Origin of the sequence: Citrobacter europaeus (assembly GCF_037482245.1) — a bacterium.
GTDB lineage: Bacteria > Pseudomonadota > Gammaproteobacteria > Enterobacterales > Enterobacteriaceae > Citrobacter > Citrobacter europaeus.
The window spans coordinates 2,584,167-2,602,359 of sequence record NZ_CP148084.1 but is presented as its reverse complement, the minus strand read 5'-3'; the positions used below and the strand labels follow the sequence as shown (position 1 = coordinate 2,602,359).

Here is an 18,193-nt window from a genome sequence, read left to right as displayed (position 1 = left end):
TGGCCGAATGTCCGATCCTGCGGTATCCATTTCGTTATTTTTTTTGTGATTTACGGCCATAGACCAGCCAGGTCACCAGCACGCAGACGATGTAAAACACGAGGAATATTTTCATGGCACCCACCGGAGAGCCGGTCAACGCCAGTGATGAGCCAAACGCTTTAGGGATGAAGAAGCCCCCTACAGCGCCAATGGCTGAGATGAATCCCAGGGCGGCGGCGGTATCGGTTACCGCTTCACGTTGAGCCTGCTCTTCGGTACCACCATGCAGCTTCACCCGGTAAATCGTGATTTTGCGAAAGATCACCGCAATCATCTGGAAGGTCGACCCGCTTCCCAGACCCGCGGTCAGGAACAATCCCATAAACACCAGGTAGAAAGCGACAAAGTTCCCTTCGCCTGATCCTGGCAGGGTGAGAAACAGCAGGGCGCTAAACAGCGCCATAAAGATGAAGTTAATTAACGTGACGCGTACACCGCCGAACTTGTCAGAGATAACGCCGCCCGCCGATCGCGCAAGCGCGCCGATGAAAGGGCCGAAGAACGCCAGTTGCAGGATATTCACGTCAGGAAACTGGGTTTTTGCCAGCATGGCAAAACCTGCAGAAAAACCGATAAATGAACCGAAGGTGGCAAGATACAGCAGGCTTAATAACCACAGATGAAAACGCTTGAGGACCGGTAATTGGGAAGCGATCGAAGCCTTCGAACTGGCAATGTCGTTCATTCCCATACCTGCCGCCACGGTGGCTATCAGCAGTAACGGCACCCAAATCCATGCGGCATTGGCCAGCGACAATAACGAGCCGTCAGCTTGCGGTACGCCCTGAACGCCCAAAAAGGTAAAGATGGGCAGAAAGATAACCAAAGGCGCAATCAACTGCATTACGCTGACGCCGAGGTTTCCGAGACCGCCGTTTACGCCTAACGCACTGCCTTGCTTCGCTTTGGGGAAGAAAAAGCTGATATTGCCCATGCTGGAGGCAAAGTTAGCGCCAGCAAAACCACACATCAGCGCAATAATAATAAATACGCCAAACGGAGTAGCGGTATTTTGCACGGCAAATCCGAGCCAGACGCAGGGAATAATCAGAATGATCGTACTGAAAATGGTCCAACGGCGCCCACCAAATATAGGTACCATAAAGGAGTAGGGAACGCGCAATATTGCACCAGAAAGAGAGGGCAATGCCGTTAATAAAAACAGTTGGTCGGTGGTGAAATTAAAGCCTATTTTATTCAGATTGACGGCAACGGCGCTGAACAACATCCAGACGCAGAAAGCAAGCAGCAAGCAACTCACTGATATCCATAGGTTTCTGCGTGCAATGTGCTTGCCTTTGTTTTCCCAAAAGCCGGGGTTCTCTGGTTTCCAGTCAGTTAAAAGATAACGATTATTTTTCTCATTTGATGATGACATATTATTCTCCATGCACATGCCGTTCATGAAAAAGAAATAAACGCATGCAGCGCCGCGCGGCTTCTTTTTAGAAACTATTGAAAAGTTTTAGGAATATTGACTGAAAGAATAGATAAAAAAGCGCAATAACGCGGCGTGATGGGAGAATTACACGTTGCTTAAGTGTTACCAATTGTAAACATAAAAGATGTATTGTTAATTCATCTATTGCGTCAAATAAATAACTCCAGCGTAATCATACGGTCAAGATGGCGATCGAATGCAGGATCGGCCATTTCCTCAATGCCTAATATGTACATACCATCCAGACCGCAGACCAATGCGATTAAGCGCCAGGCTACGTCGGCAGCATCTGGGGTGGAGGAAAACTCACCGGCTTTCTGTCCCTGAGTGATGATGTTGGCGGTTTCTTCGTGCCACATCCGCATGGTCAACAGGTAGGCGCTTTTGATTTCTGGATCTTTACCCGCCACAACCTGCGCTTCACGCCATAGCTTAATATAGGGTTCGAATCCGCCATCTTCGCTGCCCAGCATGGCATGCAGTCGCTCACGAAAACTGGCATTTTCACTGACCAGTTCCGCGTCGAGCAGGGTACGGATCAGACGTACAAATGCCTGGGATTTAAGTTCGCCGGCAGAGGCAAAGTGGTGGTGTAGTTGGCCCGTTGCCACGTGTGCTTCAGCTGCAATGCGTCGCACCGTCATAGCGGTAAACCCTTCCTCAAGCGCGACACGCATGGCCGCCTGCAGAATAACTTCCCGACGTTCATCCCGATTCAGATAGCTCATCTTTCCTCCTGTACCCGTGTATCACGCAGTCTAACAAAAAGTTGGACATATGTTCAATTTTCCGTAGGATCGCTCAAGTTGGACATGTGTCCAGTTTAAGTTTCGTTAGGGAGTTTTATGTTTCGTCAGTGGTTAACGTTAGTCATTATTGTGCTGGTCTACATCCCTGTTGCGATTGATGCAACGGTGCTGCACGTTGCCGCGCCCACGCTGAGTATGACGCTGGGTGCCAGTGGTAACGAGCTGCTGTGGATCATTGATATTTATTCCCTGGTAATGGCCGGTATGGTATTGCCAATGGGCGCGCTGGGCGATCGCATCGGCTTTAAACGCCTGCTGCTGTTAGGCGCTGGACTGTTTGGTCTCGCATCGCTGGCGGCCGCTTTTGCCCACAGTGCAAGCTGGCTGATAGCCACCCGGGCAGTATTGGCGATTGGCGCGGCGATGATTGTGCCGGCAACGCTTGCGGGGATTCGCGCCACGTTCGCAGAGCAACGGCATCGTAATATGGCGCTCGGCGTCTGGGCCGCGGTCGGTTCTGGCGGTGCGGCATTTGGCCCACTCGTTGGCGGGATGCTGCTGGAGCACTTCTACTGGGGATCCGTGTTCTTAATTAATGTGCCGATTGTCCTGGTGGTAATGGCCTTAACTGCACGCTTAGTGCCGCGTCAGGCCGGACGTCGCGATCAATCGTTAAATTTTGGTCATGCGATAATGCTGATTGTCGCCATTCTGCTGCTGGTCTACAGCGCTAAAACCGCCCTGAAAGGGCATACGGCGACCGTTGCGATCGCGCTGACGTTGTTAACCGGCGCTTTATTGTTGTGGCAGTTTGTCCGTATCCAGCTAGCTGCTTCCCGCCCGATGATTGATATGCGGTTGTTCACGCATCGCATTATCTTAAGCGGCGTAGTGATGGCGATGACCGCGATGATAACTCTGGTAGGGTTCGAGTTACTGATGGCTCAGGAGCTACAGTTTGTTCATGGTTTAACGCCTTATCAGGCGGGCCTTTTTATGCTGCCGGTGATGCTGGCAAGCGGCTTCAGCGGACCGATTGCCGGCATGCTGGTGTCACGTCTGGGATTACGGTGTGTGGCCACGGCGGGTATGGCGCTGAGCGCTGTGAGCTTTTACGGTCTGGCGATGACGGATTTCAGTAGCCAACAGGTACAAGCCTGGATTTTGATGGCTTTGCTCGGCTTCAGCGCCGCCAGTGCGCTTCTGGCTTCAACGGCGGCTATCATGGCGGCAGCTCCGGCAGAAAAAGCCGCAGCCGCGGGCGCCATTGAGACGATGGCTTATGAACTGGGCGCCGGGCTTGGGATCGCTATCTTTGGTTTGCTGTTAAGCCGCAGCTTTTCAGCCTCGATTCTGCCGCCAGTTGGCCTTAATCCGCAGGAGATAGAACGAGCCTCATCGTCAATGGGGGAGGCGGTGCAGTTGGCGCATTCGCTCCCATCGTCGCTGAGTGAGGCGTTGCTGTCGGCTGCTAAAGAAGCCTTTACCTGGTCGCACAGCGTAGCCTTAAGCAGCGCCGGCAGCATGCTTATCGTATTAGCGGTAGGAATGTGGTTCAGTCTGGCAAAGGTACAGCGTCAATAACTAATGAGCTAAATGACAGGGGTAATCCATTTCTTCGACTTCTTTCCCACTGAGTCGAGCGTATTGCCCCGTCAGTCTCCAGAATGCGGGCTGCGTTTCCGTATAGATCTCTGCCGCTAACACCAGGCGGCGGCGATCTACCTCATTAAGCTCCAGCAGCGTCCACGGCACAAAATAGCGATCGCTGCCCGTCAGGGTAAACCACAGCGGGCACCCGCAACCAGAACAAAAGAAACGTTCACCACGATTTGAAGAAGGAAAGTGCGCAGGTTCTGCTGAATCTGGCGACATCAGCGGATGAGTGCTGGCTTCCAGATACATAGCGATGCCGCCCGACCACTTCTGGCACAGGGTACAATGGCAGGCATAGACATCCAGCATTTCGACGTCGACGGTAAAATGACTCTGTCCGCAAAGACAACGACCAGTGAATGTCTGCACGGCATACTCCTTATGACCGAGTCTACATTAAGAGAAAAAGCCAGCCCTGGAAGGACTGGCTTTTTATTCAGGCTACAACAAAATTAGAACTGGTAGTTCAGACCAACAGCCACGATGTTGTCAGTGCTTACACCGGCAGCGCGGGTGAAGTTGTTGTCGTCCAGCAGATTGATTTTGTAATCAACGAAGGTAGACATGTTTTTGTTGAAGTAGTAGGTAGCACCCAGGTCTACGTATTCAACCAGATCCTGGTCGCCGAAGAATGCAATGTCTTTACCTTTGGATTTCAGGTAAGCGATGGACGGACGCAGACCGAAGTCGAACTGGTACTGAGCAACAGCTTCAAAGTTCTGTGCTTGATTTGCAATACCGTTGATCTTACTACCGTTAACAGTACCACCAAAGGTAGTCATGTTACGGGTTTCAGAGTAGGTAGTTGCCAGGTAGATATTGTTCGCATCATATTTCAGGCCAGCAGCCCAAACTTCAGCGTTCTTACCGTCAGCTTTGAACAGACCATTGTGGTTGTTCTGAGAATCAGTACGGTCAGATTTCGCATAGGTTGCACCTACACCGAAGCCTTCGTACTCATAAGTCGTAGACAGACCGAAGCCGTCACCGTTAGCTTCTTTGTCGTTGCTACGGGCGTTTTTACCCTGGTACTGCAGGGCAAAATTCAGACCTTCAACCAGACCGAAGAAGTCGGTGTTACGATAGGTTGCAACGCCAGTAGCACGCTGGGTCATGAAGACGTCAGTCTGGGTCCAGGTATCGCCACCGAACTCTGGCAGAACGTCGGTCCATGCGCCGATGTCGTATGCTACGCCGTAGTTACGACCGTAGTCGAAAGAACCGTATTCAGCGAATTTCAGGCCAGCGAATGCCAGACGAGTTTTGTCTGCTTCGGAACCCTGATCTTCAGAACGGTTGCCCTTGAATTCATATTCCCACTGACCGAAACCAACCAGTTGGTCGTTGATCTGGGTTTCGCCCTTGAAGCCCAGACGCGCGTAGGTTTTGTCGCCATCGCTGCCGTTGTCGTCAGAGAAGTAATGCTGAGCGTGAACTTTACCGTAGATATCCAGTTTGTTTGCGTCTTTGTTATATACCTCAGCTGCGTTTACCGCACCTGCCGCCAACAGGCTAGTCACTGCCACTGCAACTAATTTAAGTTTCATTCTAAATAATCCTTATAATTTTTTCTTGGTGTGTTTCCTAAACCATTGCTAAACGAATGGGTTCGTCAATGGCAAACTATTTTTAAATGACGCAGTGGTATAAGTTCAATAATAAGTTTCATATTATTGCGAAATATTTGAAGTTGTGTGATCCAGATCTACATAATATAGCTGATTGTATTAATCATAATATGTGACAGATCTGAATGGGTATATTTACATACGGGACTATTGTGCGGGCTATGGTTTAAATGGTGTTAGTTTCGCAGGTGTAATATATACAAGTGAAGAGATATAGATAACCAGATAATACTTTCGAACGTTAATTAATTACCATATATTTAACATTTAATTAAACAAATATAAACATAATCGCAGGTGGAATGGACAAATATTATTCATCAATTTGCCTAAAGTATAGTCGGGTTTTATTTGTTTGTGATAAAACCCGACTTTTTATCAGGCGCGTCGCGTTGCCAGCCAGCAAAGCAGAGAGCCTGCGCAGACCATCAGCGCACCTTGCCAGAACGAAAGCGACAGCGGGGCGCTGAGCAACACAGCGGCCAGCGCGGAGGAGAGCACCGGGGTAAAATAAGACCCAACAGCCATGACGGTCACGTTGCCGTGCAAAATGCCAATATTCCACGCAGCATAGGCAAATCCTAACGTTAATGCTGCAGTGAACATTTTAATCGTCACCGAAGTACTGAAAACCATTTTCGGTTGAGGGGTAATAAAATAGTAAACCCACAAAGTTGCTGCCGTCAGTAAAACGAACACGGTGATGCCGTTAAAACCTTTTGCATATTTATTGGTCACCGTGCAATACGTTGCCCAGATAAAAGCGCCGAGAAAGGCGAGAAAATAGCTGAGCGGACTGCTGGCAACATTGCTTATAATTTCATCAAGGTTAAGGCCATTTTCGCCACCCAATACCCAACACACCCCGGTCAATGCGATAATTAATCCAGGGATTACCAGCCAGGTTGTTTTCTGACCATTAAATAAAATAGCAAACAATATCGTCAGACTTGGCCAGAGATAATTAACCATACCGACTTCAATAGCCTGGTGACGAGTAGCCGCATAACCGAGAGCCAGCGCTAAACAGATTTCATAGCTAACAAAAAGCACGCTACCGGCGATTAAATAGCGAACAGGTATTTTCCTGATATTCGGAAAGCCGACGGTAAAAATCAGTAACAGGCCGCTTAACGAAAAAATCATTGCCGCGCCGCCCGCAGGACCCAGCCCTTCACTTACTCCACGCATGAGTCCGACCATAGTGCTCCAGAGCACTATGGCAATGAGCCCAATTAACGTTGCTTTTTGTTTTGTCATTCTGATTGTCTGTCCATGGTGCTGGCAAAAAATTAAGCTGAAATTTATAGCACTTTTATACCGTAGCGCGCTAATCAATTGCCTTTCCCATACTCCCTTATGGGTACAAAGGTTAAACAAAGTGCACTATTTAGTAGCGGAACCGTTTCGTTATTGATTTGACGCAAAAAAAATATGGATATAGCTGATAGTTTCGTCGCGAAGTTGTACATGGCATCTTTCAGACTGCCGCGCTCGCGCAATTTGAGAGATTTCCTGTACGAACCCCTGCAAAAAAGAGGAAAGCAATGGACGTCAGCCGCAGACAATTTTTTAAAATCTGCGCGGGCGGTATGGCGGGAACAACAGTAGCCGCTCTGGGTTTTGCACCCAAAATGGCACTGGCTCAGGCGCGAAACTATAAGCTGTTACGCGCCAAAGAGATCCGAAACACCTGCACATACTGTTCCGTAGGTTGCGGGCTATTAATGTATAGCCTGGGAGATGGAGCAAAAAACGCCAAAGAGTCGATTTACCATATTGAAGGGGATCCGGATCATCCGGTGAGCCGCGGGGCATTATGTCCTAAGGGCGCAGGATTACTGGATTACGTGCACAGTGAAAACCGTCTGCGTTACCCGGAATATCGCGCTCCTGGTTCCGACAAATGGCAGCGCATCAGCTGGGATGAAGCATTCACCCGCATCGCGAAGCTGATGAAAACTGACCGTGACGCCAACTTTATTGAGAAGAATGAGCAGGGCGTAACGGTAAACCGCTGGCTTTCAACCGGGATGCTGTGTGCATCTGCGGCAAGTAATGAAACTGGCATGCTGACGCAAAAATTTGTGCGCTCACTCGGCATGCTGGCAGTAGACAACCAGGCGCGCGTCTGACACGGACCAACGGTAGCAAGTCTTGCTCCAACATTTGGTCGCGGTGCGATGACCAACCACTGGGTTGATATTAAAAACGCTAACGTCGTGATGGTGATGGGCGGTAATGCCGCTGAAGCACATCCGGTGGGATTCCGCTGGGCGATGGAAGCCAAAAACAACAATGATGCCACGCTGATTGTTGTTGACCCTCGTTTTACTCGTACAGCCTCGGTGGCGGATATCTATGCGCCAATTCGTTCCGGCACGGACATTACGTTCCTGTCCGGTGTCTTGCTGTACCTGATTGAAAACAACAAAATTAACGCTGAATACGTGAGGCATTACACCAACGCCAGCCTGCTGGTGCGGGATGACTTTGCTTTTGAAGACGGTCTGTTCAGCGGCTATGACGCGGAAAAACGCCAATACGATAAATCGTCCTGGAACTACCAGTTCGATGAAAACGGCTACGCGAAACGCGATGAAACGTTAAGCCATCCTCGCTGCGTGTGGAATCTGCTAAAACAGCACGTTTCCCGCTACACGCCGGATGTGGTGGAAAACATCTGCGGTACGCCGAAAGAAGACTTCCTGAAAGTCTGCGAAGTACTGGCTTCCACCAGCGCGGCGGATCGCACCACTACGTTCCTGTATGCGCTGGGCTGGACACAGCATACCGTAGGGGCGCAGAACATCCGTACCATGGCGATGATCCAGTTGCTGCTCGGCAACATGGGGATGGCAGGTGGCGGGGTTAACGCCTTACGTGGTCACTCCAACATTCAGGGATTAACCGACTTAGGTCTGCTCTCTACCAGTCTGCCAGGTTACCTGACGCTGCCGTCAGAGAAACAGACGGATCTGCAAACCTATCTGGCTGCTAATACGCCAAAAGCGACGTTGGCCGACCAGGTTAACTACTGGGGTAACTATCCGAAGTTCTTCGTCAGTCTAATGAAATCTTTCTACGGCAATGCGGCGCAGAAAGAGAACGACTGGGGCTTTGAGTGGCTGCCGAAGTGGGATCAGTCCTACGACGTCATCAAATACTTCAACATGATGGATAGCGGAAAAGTTACCGGCTACATCTGTCAGGGCTTTAACCCCGTTGCGTCCTTCCCGGACAAAAACAAAGTGGTGCAGTGCCTGAGCAAACTGAAGTATCTGGTGGTTATCGATCCGCTGGTGACCGAAACCTCAACGTTCTGGCAGAACCACGGTGAATCAAACGACGTCGATCCGGCATCTATTCAGACCGAAGTCTTCCGTTTGCCATCGACCTGCTTTGCGGAAGAGGACGGCTCCATTGCCAACTCCGGCCGCTGGCTACAGTGGCACTGGAAAGGTCAGGACGCACCGGGTGAAGCCCGCAACGACGGCGAAATTCTGGCCGGTATTTACCATCGTCTGCGCGACATGTATCGCACTGAAGGCGGTAAAGCGGTAGAACCCGTTCTGAAAATGAGCTGGAACTATAAGCAGCCGGACGAACCGCACTCCGAGGAAGTGGCAAAAGAGAACAACGGCTATGCGCTGGAAGACCTCTATGATGCCAACGGCGTGCTGGTTGCGAAAAAAGGTCAGTTGCTCAACAGCTTTGCGTTGCTGCGTGATGATGGTTCTACCTCATCATCCTGCTGGATTTATACCGGTAGCTGGACCGAGCAGGGCAACCAGATGGCCAATCGCGATAATGCCGACCCGTCAGGTCTCGGTAATACGCTGGGCTGGGCCTGGGCATGGCCGTTGAACCGTCGCGTGCTGTATAACCGCGCTTCGGCGGATCCACAGGGTAAACCGTGGGATCCAAAACGCATGCTTATCCAGTGGAACGGTACGAAGTGGACGGGGAACGATATCCCGGACTTCAATACCGCAGCGCCAGGCAGCGGCACCAATCCGTTTATCATGCAGCCGGAAGGGCTGGGGCGTCTGTTTGCTATCGATAAGATGGCGGAAGGTCCGTTCCCGGAACACTACGAGCCGATGGAAACACCGCTGGGTACTAACCCGCTGCACCCGAACGTGATCTCCAACCCGGCAGCGCGTCTGTACGAAGCGGATAAGCTCCGCATGGGTACGAAACAGGACTTCCCGTACGTCGGGACGACCTATCGTCTGACCGAGCATTTCCATACCTGGACCAAGCACGCATTGCTGAATGCGATTGCCCAGCCAGAGCAGTTTGTGGAAATCAGCGAAACGCTGGCGGCAGCGAAAGGTATCAACAACGGCGATCACGTGAAAGTCAGCAGCAAGCGTGGATTTATTCGCGCAGTTGCCGTGGTGACCCGTCGTCTGCGTACTTTGAACGTCAACGGTCAGCAGGTTGAAACGGTTGGGATCCCAATCCACTGGGGCTTTGAAGGAGTCGCGCGTAAAGGCTATATCGCCAACACCCTGACGCCGAATGTCGGTGATGCAAACTCGCAAACGCCGGAATACAAAGCGTTTTTAGTTAACATCGAGAAGGCGTAAGGGAGGCGAACATATGTCTATGGAAACGCAGGACATCATCAAAAGGTCCGCAACAAACTCCATCACGCCGCCGCCTCAGGCCCGTGATTATAAAGCGGAGGTCGCGAAGCTGATCGACGTTTCCACCTGTATAGGCTGTAAAGCTTGTCAGGTGGCATGCTCAGAGTGGAACGATATCCGCGATGAAGTCGGCCACTGCGTCGGGGTGTATGACAACCCCGCCGATCTCAGCGCCAAGTCCTGGACGGTGATGCGGTTTACCGAAACCGAACAGAACGGCAAGCTGGAGTGGTTGATTCGTAAAGACGGCTGTATGCACTGTGAAGATCCGGGCTGCCTGAAGGCATGCCCGTCTGCCGGAGCTATCATCCAGTACGCCAACGGGATTGTCGATTTCCAGTCAGAACACTGTATTGGCTGCGGCTACTGTATTGCCGGGTGTCCATTTAATATTCCGCGCCTCAATAAAGAGGATAACCGCGTGTATAAATGTACGCTGTGTGTGGACCGGGTCAGCGTCGGGCAGGAACCTGCCTGCGTGAAGACTTGTCCGACCGGAGCAATACATTTCGGCACTAAGCAGGAAATGCTGGAAATGGGCGAACAGCGCGTGGCAAAACTGAAGGCACGCGGTTTCGAACACGCCGGTCTCTACAATCCGGAAGGTGTGGGTGGTACGCACGTTATGTACGTTCTGCATCATGCCAACCAGCCGGAGCTGTATCATGGCCTGCCGAAAGATCCGCAGATCGATACCTCTATCAATCTGTGGAAAGGGGCGCTGAAACCGCTGGCCGCTGCCGGATTTATCGCCACCTTCGCCGGGCTGATTTACCACTACATTGGTATCGGCCCGAATAAGGAAGTGGACGACGACGAGGAGGATCATCATGAGTAAGTCGAAAATGATTGTGCGCACGAAGTTTATCGACCGCGCCTGTCACTGGACGGTGGTGATCTGCTTCTTCCTGGTGGCGTTGTCGGGGATTTCTTTTTTCTTCCCGACTCTGCAATGGCTGACGCAGACCTTCGGTACGCCGCAGATGGGACGCATTTTGCACCCGTTCTTCGGCATACTGATCTTCGTGGCGCTGATGTTCATGTTTGTACGCTTTGTTCACCACAACATCCCGGATAAAAAAGATATCCCGTGGCTGAAAAACATTGTGGAAGTGCTGAAAGGCAATGAACATAAAGTGGCGGATGTGGGCAAGTACAATGCCGGGCAGAAAATGATGTTCTGGTCAATCATGAGCATGATTTTCGTGCTGTTGATTACTGGTATCATTATCTGGCGTCCGTACTTTGCGCAGTTCTTCCCGATGCAGGTTGTGCGCTATAGCCTGCTGATCCATGCGGCGGCGGGGATTATCCTGATGCACGCCATCCTCATCCATATGTATATGGCATTCTGGGTGAAAGGATCGATTAAAGGCATGGTTGAAGGGAAAGTGAGCCGTCGCTGGGCGAAGAAACATCACCCACGCTGGTATCGCGAAGTTGAAAGACAAGAAGCGAAAAAAGAGAGCGAGGAAGGGGTTAACTAACTCCTGACGTTCCCTGTACGTAATGGCGCTACCGATGTAGCGCCATTTTTTTGCCAAAAAAACGTCATGTTTCTGTCATCTGCTGAACGTAAGGTGTTGTCTTTCCAATAATAGAAGAGTTAAAAGACAATGCATCTGGTGAAAAAATTACTCGCAGTCAGCCTATTTCTCTGTGCATCCGCTCAGGCGCAGAATGTCCTCGAATTTCCGCAGCCGGAGAATAACCCGGAAGAGTTTTATGCCGTGACCGAAATCCCGGCAGGTGGAATAATCAAATATGAAACTGACGCCAAAACCGGTTTTATCATTGCCGATCGCTTCCAGTCCATGCCGGTTGCCTATCCCGCCAACTACGGTTCTCTGACCCAGTCTTTAGCCGGTGACGGCGACCCGCTGGATGTTATCTTTTATACCCGCGCGCCGCTGGCTCCGGGAACGTTGATTAAGCTGCGCGCTATTGGCGTACTGAAGATGATCGACGGCGGTGAAAAGGACGACAAAATTGTTGCCGTACCGGCCAGTAAAATTGACCCTACTTATGACAACATCAAAGAGCTGAGCGATCTGCCAAAGATTGAAGTTCAACGTCTGGAATCTTTCTTCCGCGTGTACAAAGATCTGCCGGAAGGGCGCAAGAAGGTCGAATTAAACGGTTTCAACGATGCCGTTACGGCGAAGCAAGAGATCAAACAGGCCTGGGAGGCCTGGAAAGAGAAAAAACCGCAGCAATAATTAGCATGCCGGATGGCAAAAGTTGATCCGGCATTTACTTTTATCATTGTACTGCCAGCTTACGCAGGCGTGAAATATCCACGCTTTTTTGGGCCTCTGCCAGACTCCAGGTATTTTGCAGGTTTAACCACATTTCGGGTGAACTGCCAATCACCACAGAGAGTTTAATCGCCATCTCAGGCGTCAGGGCCGCTTTCCCGGTTAATAGTCGACTTGCCGTTGAAGGTGCAATTTCCATAGCCCTGGCAAACTCGCGCAGGCTGACATTGAGTTCGTCCAGCGCTTCCTGAATGATATCCCCAGGACGGGGATGATTTGCCATCTTCATCAATGATAGTCCTCGTAGTCCAGTATGTACGCATCGCCATTGACGAATTCAAACGTAATACGCCAGTTACCTGAAACAGAAATTGCCCATATGCCGTCACGCTCACCCACCAGAGGATGCAGCTTATAACCGGGCATATTGATATCTGTAACCTTACTAGCCGCATCAATAACGGCAAGCCTGTGTCGTAATCGTCGGACATGTTTCGCCATAACGCCTGATGTTCGCCCATGAAGAAACAAATCGCGCAATCCTTTGTGTCTGAAGTTCATGATCATCCATATCTTCCTTGTTCCTTCAAGAGGAACATTACCATTAATGTTCCTTTAAGCGCAACACCAGGATTGCGATGTTTTAAATTTTGCGGCGAATGTGCAAAAAGAAAAAGGGAGAAGGGGAATATCTGGAAAGCGTCACGCAAGAATTGCCGGATGGCTGGCCTACACGCGCATTTTGCTGATGTAGGCCGGATAAGCGTTCGCCATCCGGCACCAGAGTTTACTCCAGTTGTGAGTTCAGACGCTCAATCTCCTTTCGCCATTGTGCCTGTAACAACGGCTTTTGATGTTTTGGCTTGCGCGCAAGATCGTCGGCCAGACGTTGCTCCAGCTCGAGGAGTTGTTCCAGCAATCCATCGCTGTCAACGCTGATTTCGGCCCTCGCTTCGACCACCGTTTTGGGAACAGTTATCTCAGAGGATGTTTCCCGAATACGCGCATTGACCGCGTCCAGATCGTGCCATTCGCTCAGTTCGCCATTGTCGATTAACCAAAACCGGTTACAGCTTTGGCTGATAAGCTGACGGTCGTGACTGACCAGCAACACGCCGCCGTTATAACTTTGCAGCGTTTCTGCCAGCGCCTCTTTACCTTCCATATCCAGATGGTTGGTGGGTTCATCGAGCATCAGCAGGCTGTAGCGCGCAAGCGTCAGACCCACAAACAGCAGCCGGGATCGTTCACCGCCGCTTAATGTACTGACTCGCTGCGCATGTCGGACCCACGGAAAACCCGCGCTAATCAGCGCCATCTTGCGAATCTCCGGCTGCGGGGCAAACGCTTCCAGCGCGTCAAATAACGAATCGTTGTCTGCGAGCTGATGCAGCGTCTGGTCGTAATACCCCAGCGTAACGCGCGGGTGTAACACCAGTGAAGGTGATGCCATCTGTGACTGAAACTGTTGCCAGATAAGCCTTAACAGCGACGATTTCCCGCAACCGTTACGCCCGACAATCGCCACGCGATCGCCACTTTTTAACCGGATACCGGCAATGGAAAACAGCGTATCAGCGCCGGGAGCAGGGGCTACGGACAGATTTGTCATCTCCAGCAAACGATCCGCACGCAGAGCATCCCCCTGCAATGTTAGCGTCCACTGACTCCCTGACGTCACTTCCGTCTGTACCTCTTTCAGGCGTTGTACCTGTTTTTCCATCTGTTTGGCCTTGCGGGAGAGATCTTCGTTGTCGTAGACCCGCCCCCAGGTAGCCAGCCGCCTGGCGCTGGCGGCCACACGGTCGATCTCCTTTTGTTCAGCCTTATGGCGCAAAGCATCGCTGACGTCTCTTTCTGCCAGCGCCTGACGCGCCGCGCTACAGGGCAGATCAAAAGCATGGAGAGTGCGATCGCGCAAGATCCACGTTCCGTGAGTCACCGCGTCCAGCAGCTGCGGGTCGTGAGAAACCACCACAAAACTGCCAGACCAGTTCTGTAAGAACTGTTCCAGCCACAGTAATGTGGGCAAATCCAGGTGGTTCCCCGGCTCATCCAGCAGCAGTAAGTCAGGATTTCGCATCAGCGCCCGCGCTAATAGCAGACGCGTATGTTGGCCGCCGCTCAGCGTTTGTGCTGTCAGGGATAAATTCTCCGGCGTGAACCCCATTTCGGCAAGCAGTGCTTCAACCCGCCACTGCTGAGCTGCGCGTTCATGCTCGGGAAGTTGAGCGAGAACGGCTTCCTGCAGCGTAAGCGGCAGTATATCGTCAGGTAGATGTTGTTCCACACGAGCGAGATGACAGTGATTCGCCTGCGCGATTGCCCCACTTGTGGGCGAGATCGTGCCGTCGAGCAGTTTTAACAGCGTGCTTTTGCCACAGCCGTTGTAACCGATAAGCCCGATGCGGTCGCCTTTTTTCAGGGTAAAGGAAAGATCGTCGAATAGCGTGCCGAATGCCGTATCAACGTGTAAGGATTGTGCGGTTAGTAATGTGCTCATTGTTGCTTACTCAAGAGTTACAGGCGTGAAAACGCCTCGTCAAACATCGCTGACGATAACCCGGTAAGCCCGAGAGAAGGGGATTTAGAAGTTAGCTTCGCTCAAGCAGAAGTTATCGCAGCACGATACCGATAACGCTTGAGCACTGGCGATCGCCAAAAGCATGTGAAACGATAAAACGTTCACAGTACAGCATAAGTATCCTCCTTTTTTTTTTCAGAATGTTGATCGGTAGCGAAAGTGTAATCGCAAGTTACGCAGTCGCGCAAGCTTTGCACGCGGCAGCATTGGAACCGTAAACACTGATACGGGAACAGTTACCTTGATTCAGAAGGAATGAACGCAGATTATTCATGCGAAAGTTAATTTTCATCGCGTCAAAAGTATGAGTTAAGGATCACAACAACGATCTACATTCTCCAGTATCCTCTGCACACTATTTTATTATTTGGAGAATAGATAACATGAAAAAAACAATTACATTAACGATGATTGCGCTGGGATGTTTATTTGCAAATGCACAGGCAAGTGAAAAACTTGCGGGTAATGAGATACTTAAAGTTCAAAAAGGTGGGGTTCCCGACAAAATTTACACGCAACAAAAACCTCATTTAAAGATTGCCACCTATAACATTGGTAAAAATGAAGCCTCTGCTGATGTAGCGGATTTTACTGCACTTAATTCGGCGATTGAAAGAATAAATGCCGATATTATTGCGGTTCCGGAGGTTGATAATAAAACAGGTCGTAGCCAAAAAATTGATCAACTCAAAAAAATCGCTGATGCTAATAAACTGCATTATGTCTTTGGAAAAGCTATCGACTTTGACGGCGGTGAATACGGCTTAGGTCTTCTTTCCAAATATAAAATACTGCATTCGCAGGTCGTGAAATTACCGTCGGGTGATGCAGAACAACGTGTGGCATTACTGGCGCAGATTGATGTTCCCGGCTTTGATTCCGCACCGATCATCATGGTAACTCACCTCGACTGGCAAAAAGATCCAACCATGCGAACTGAGCAGGCGCGTTACCTGTTAGATATTAGCATTGGTGACGCAACAACAGATTTCCCGGATATCGCATCTTCAATTAAAATCCTGGCGGGCGATTTCAATTCAACCCGGGATGAACAACCCCTAAAAGAAATACGTTACTTTTTCAATGAAGTGACGAAAGAGGGAATTGATACGCGCAGTTGGCCAGCCGTTAACCCAGCGATTGATATAGACCATATTTTCACATTTAAAGGGCAAAAGTGGAACGTCAAAAATCTGCAGATCCCACATAATTCATCCGAATTTACGTGGTCTACGGCGAGCGATCACCTGCCGGTTATTGCTGAACTTGAACTTTCAGAGCAGTAATCCACATACAGCCTTTTGTTCATCAAACGCTTAACATTGCCCGGCAGCAGTTTGCCGCCGGGCAAAGCGTCAGATAGAAGTACGGCGGTAGTCGCGATATTCCGCCTGCCAGAAATTATCGTCAATCGCCTGTTGTAGCGCTTCGGCGGACGTTTTAACCGCCACGCCTTGCTGCTGGGCCATTTTCCCCACGGCAAAAGCGATGGCGCGCGACACCGTCTGAATGTCTTTCAGCTCCGGTAACACCAGTCCTTCGCCGTTGAGCACCAGCGGTGAATACTGCGCCAGCGTTTCGCTTGCCGACATCAGCATTTCATCAGTGATGCGCGACGCGCCAGAAGCAATAACCCCCAGACCAATACCCGGGAAGATATAGGCGTTGTTACACTGGGCGATCGGATAAATTTTCTCTTTCCACAGTACCGGTGCGAACGGACTACCGGTCGCAACCAGCGCATTACCTTCTGTCCAGGCGATAATATCCTGTGGCGTAGCTTCTACGCGGGAAGTCGGGTTAGACAGCGGCATGACGATCGGCCGCGGACAATGTTTATGCATTTCGCGAATGATTTCTTCTGTAAACAGGCCGGTCTGTCCGGAAACACCAATCAGGATATCCGGCTTAACGTTGCGTACCACGTCGAGTAGCGACAGCACATCTTCTTGCGTATCCCAGTGCTGGAGGTTTTCTCGTTTTTGCACCAGTTTGGTCTGGAAAGAGAGCAGGTTCGGCATCTTATCGGTTAACAGGCCAAAGCGATCGACCATGAATACGCGTTGACGTGCCGCTTCTTCGCTTAAGCCTTCACGCTGAATTTGCGCGATGATCTGCTCGGCAATACCGCAACCGGCGGAACCCGCCCCGAGGAAGACGATATTTTGTTCGCTCAACTGGCTACCGGCCGCGCGGCTGGCAGCAATCAGCGTGCCAACGGTCACCGCCGCGGTACCCTGAATATCGTCGTTAAACGAGCAGATTTCATCGCGATAACGGGTCAGGAGAGGCATGGCGTTTTTCTGCGCGAAGTCTTCAAACTGCAACAGTACGTCCGGCCAGCGATGCTTCACGGCCTGGATGAATTCATCGACAAATTCGTAGTACTCATCATCAGTGATGCGCGGATTACGCCAGCCCATATACAGCGGATCGTTGAGCAGTTGCTGATTGTTGGTCCCGACGTCAAGTACCACTGGCAGGGTGTAGGCCGGGCTAATTCCGCCACACGCGGTATACAGCGACAGTTTACCGATTGGAATCCCCATTCCGCCGATGCCCTGATCGCCAAGACCCAAAATACGTTCGCCATCGGTAACGACGATAACCTTGATATTGTGGTTAGGAACGTTTTGCAGGATGTCGTCCATATTGTGGCGGTTCTGATAAGAGATAAATACGCCGCGCGCGCGACGATAGATCTCAGAGAAACGCTCACAGGCAGCACCAACCGTTGGGGTGTAGATAACCGGCATCATCTCATCGAGGTGATTATGCACGAGTCGGTAAAACAGGGTTTCGTTGGTGTCCTGGATGTTGCGCAGATAAATGTGTTTATCAATTTCAGTTTTGAATCCCTGATATTGGATCCAGGCGCGTTCGGCCTGTTCTTCAATCGTCTCGACCACTTCCGGCAGTAACCCCAGCAGGTTGAAGTTACGGCGTTCTTCCACACTGAAAGCGCTCCCTTTATTCAGTAAGGGGAATTCCAGCAGTACCGGGCCAGCGTAAGGGATGTAAAGGGAACGCAGTTTTTTAGTTTCGTTTTCCATGTCACTCACTCTTTTTTGAATAACCGTCCCTGGCACTCTTTATGATCGTATGTGGCCTGTTCGCCAGGGAAACGGGCGAAGTATAAAGCATTGTGAATGGGTAAAGGGGTTTTATAAGCAAAAACAC

Annotated in this window: 14 protein-coding genes and 1 pseudogene; 6 read left to right on the top strand and 9 right to left on the bottom strand. The window is 50.7% G+C overall.

Annotated elements, in window-relative coordinates; all coding sequences use genetic code 11:
- Positions 1 to 34: 34 nt before the first annotated feature.
- Together WHR59_RS12260 and WHR59_RS12255 are read right to left on the bottom strand one after the other, a co-directional pair.
- Entirely contained in the window at positions 35 to 1,420 is a 1,386-nt protein-coding gene (locus tag WHR59_RS12260; RefSeq protein ID WP_043016294.1) for a NarK family nitrate/nitrite MFS transporter, read from the bottom strand.
- Between the two features lie 212 nt (positions 1,421 to 1,632).
- Positions 1,633 to 2,211 carry a TetR family transcriptional regulator gene (locus WHR59_RS12255; protein WP_043016295.1) on the bottom strand — a complete coding sequence of 193 codons (579 nt, stop codon included), beginning with the start codon at positions 2,209 to 2,211 and terminating at the stop codon, positions 1,633 to 1,635.
- Between the two features lie 117 nt (positions 2,212 to 2,328).
- Here WHR59_RS12255 and WHR59_RS12250 point away from each other — a divergent pair, with 117 nt between their 5' ends.
- On the top strand, positions 2,329 to 3,816 hold the full coding sequence (locus WHR59_RS12250) for an MFS transporter (RefSeq protein WP_087053337.1): 1,488 nt from the start codon (positions 2,329 to 2,331) through the stop codon (positions 3,814 to 3,816).
- Here the strand turns inward: WHR59_RS12250 and WHR59_RS12245 are convergent, their stop codons facing one another.
- The 3 genes from WHR59_RS12245 to yddG all read right to left on the bottom strand — a co-directional run bounded on the left by WHR59_RS12245 (position 3,817) and on the right by yddG (position 6,776).
- Entirely contained in the window at positions 3,817 to 4,197 is a 381-nt protein-coding gene (locus WHR59_RS12245; RefSeq protein WP_100194941.1) for a GFA family protein, read from the bottom strand. It abuts the gene before it with no gap.
- A 143-nt stretch (positions 4,198 to 4,340) separates the two neighbouring features.
- A complete protein-coding gene (gene ompC / locus WHR59_RS12240) occupies positions 4,341 to 5,435 on the bottom strand; it encodes a porin OmpC (RefSeq protein ID WP_043016298.1) in 1,095 nt (364 codons plus the stop codon).
- Between the two features lie 459 nt (positions 5,436 to 5,894).
- On the bottom strand, positions 5,895 to 6,776 hold the full coding sequence (gene yddG / locus WHR59_RS12235; RefSeq protein ID WP_338843067.1) for an aromatic amino acid efflux DMT transporter YddG: 882 nt from the start codon (positions 6,774 to 6,776) through the stop codon (positions 5,895 to 5,897).
- A gap of 287 nt (positions 6,777 to 7,063) precedes the next feature.
- On the opposite strand from yddG, the gene fdnG reads away from it, so the two are divergent.
- The 4 genes and pseudogenes from fdnG to WHR59_RS12215 all read left to right on the top strand — a co-directional run.
- On the top strand, positions 7,064 to 10,111 hold the full coding sequence (fdnG, locus tag WHR59_RS12230; protein ID WP_146040266.1) for a formate dehydrogenase-N subunit alpha: 3,048 nt from the start codon (positions 7,064 to 7,066) through the stop codon (positions 10,109 to 10,111).
- A 13-nt stretch (positions 10,112 to 10,124) separates the two neighbouring features.
- On the top strand, positions 10,125 to 11,009 hold the full coding sequence (fdnH, locus tag WHR59_RS12225; RefSeq protein WP_003833024.1) for a formate dehydrogenase N subunit beta: 885 nt from the start codon (positions 10,125 to 10,127) through the stop codon (positions 11,007 to 11,009).
- Positions 11,002 to 11,658, top strand: coding sequence for a formate dehydrogenase-N subunit gamma (fdnI, locus tag WHR59_RS12220; protein ID WP_003020054.1), 657 nt, complete (start codon positions 11,002 to 11,004; stop codon positions 11,656 to 11,658). Before fdnH ends, fdnI begins: the two co-directional genes overlap by 8 nt.
- Before the next feature lie 129 nt (positions 11,659 to 11,787).
- Positions 11,788 to 12,388, top strand: a pseudogene (locus WHR59_RS12215) (inorganic diphosphatase); the annotation flags it as partial.
- Between the two features lie 45 nt (positions 12,389 to 12,433).
- Here the strand turns inward: WHR59_RS12215 and WHR59_RS12210 are convergent.
- The 3 genes from WHR59_RS12210 to WHR59_RS12200 form a co-directional block, all read right to left on the bottom strand.
- Entirely contained in the window at positions 12,434 to 12,718 is a 285-nt protein-coding gene (locus WHR59_RS12210) for a HigA family addiction module antitoxin (RefSeq protein ID WP_043016302.1), read from the bottom strand.
- On the bottom strand, positions 12,718 to 12,996 hold the full coding sequence (locus tag WHR59_RS12205; protein WP_003833016.1) for a type II toxin-antitoxin system RelE/ParE family toxin: 279 nt from the start codon (positions 12,994 to 12,996) through the stop codon (positions 12,718 to 12,720). The genes WHR59_RS12210 and WHR59_RS12205 overlap by 1 nt, the downstream gene beginning before the upstream one ends.
- A gap of 220 nt (positions 12,997 to 13,216) precedes the next feature.
- Positions 13,217 to 14,932, bottom strand: a complete 1,716-nt coding sequence (locus WHR59_RS12200) for an ABC-F family ATP-binding cassette domain-containing protein (protein WP_075146177.1) — start codon at positions 14,930 to 14,932, stop codon at positions 13,217 to 13,219.
- 464 nt (positions 14,933 to 15,396) lie between these two features.
- On the opposite strand from WHR59_RS12200, the gene WHR59_RS12195 reads away from it, so the two are divergent.
- Complete coding sequence (locus tag WHR59_RS12195) at positions 15,397 to 16,299, top strand: endonuclease/exonuclease/phosphatase family protein (RefSeq protein WP_043016304.1); 903 nt, start codon at positions 15,397 to 15,399, stop codon at positions 16,297 to 16,299.
- 69 nt (positions 16,300 to 16,368) lie between these two features.
- On the opposite strand, the gene maeA is transcribed toward WHR59_RS12195, so the two are convergent.
- A complete protein-coding gene (gene maeA / locus WHR59_RS12190) occupies positions 16,369 to 18,066 on the bottom strand; it encodes a malate dehydrogenase (protein ID WP_043016305.1) in 1,698 nt (565 codons plus the stop codon).
- Between the last annotated feature and the right edge of the window lie 127 nt (positions 18,067 to 18,193).

Bases quoted from the DNA above. Each gene is read 5' to 3' on its own strand.
- ompC (WP_043016298.1), bottom strand. From the start codon at position 5,435: ATGAAACTTAAATTAGTTGCAGTGGCAGTGACTAGCCTGTTGGCGGCA.
- WHR59_RS12210 (WP_043016302.1), bottom strand. From the start codon at position 12,718: ATGAAGATGGCAAATCATCCCCGTCCTGGGGATATCATTCAGGAAGCG.
- WHR59_RS12205 (WP_003833016.1), bottom strand. From the start codon at position 12,996: ATGATCATGAACTTCAGACACAAAGGATTGCGCGATTTGTTTCTTCAT.
- fdnI (WP_003020054.1), top strand. From the start codon at position 11,002: ATGAGTAAGTCGAAAATGATTGTGCGCACGAAGTTTATCGACCGCGCC.
- maeA (WP_043016305.1), bottom strand. From the start codon at position 18,066: ATGGAAAACGAAACTAAAAAACTGCGTTCCCTTTACATCCCTTACGCT.
- WHR59_RS12245 (WP_100194941.1), bottom strand. From the start codon at position 4,197: ATGCTGGATGTCTATGCCTGCCATTGTACCCTGTGCCAGAAGTGGTCG.
- WHR59_RS12260 (WP_043016294.1), bottom strand. From the start codon at position 1,420: ATGTCATCATCAAATGAGAAAAATAATCGTTATCTTTTAACTGACTGG.
- fdnH (WP_003833024.1), top strand. From the start codon at position 10,125: ATGTCTATGGAAACGCAGGACATCATCAAAAGGTCCGCAACAAACTCC.
- WHR59_RS12200 (WP_075146177.1), bottom strand. From the start codon at position 14,932: ATGAGCACATTACTAACCGCACAATCCTTACACGTTGATACGGCATTC.
- WHR59_RS12250 (WP_087053337.1), top strand. From the start codon at position 2,329: ATGTTTCGTCAGTGGTTAACGTTAGTCATTATTGTGCTGGTCTACATC.
- WHR59_RS12195 (WP_043016304.1), top strand. From the start codon at position 15,397: ATGAAAAAAACAATTACATTAACGATGATTGCGCTGGGATGTTTATTT.
- WHR59_RS12255 (WP_043016295.1), bottom strand. From the start codon at position 2,211: ATGAGCTATCTGAATCGGGATGAACGTCGGGAAGTTATTCTGCAGGCG.
- yddG (WP_338843067.1), bottom strand. From the start codon at position 6,776: ATGACAAAACAAAAAGCAACGTTAATTGGGCTCATTGCCATAGTGCTC.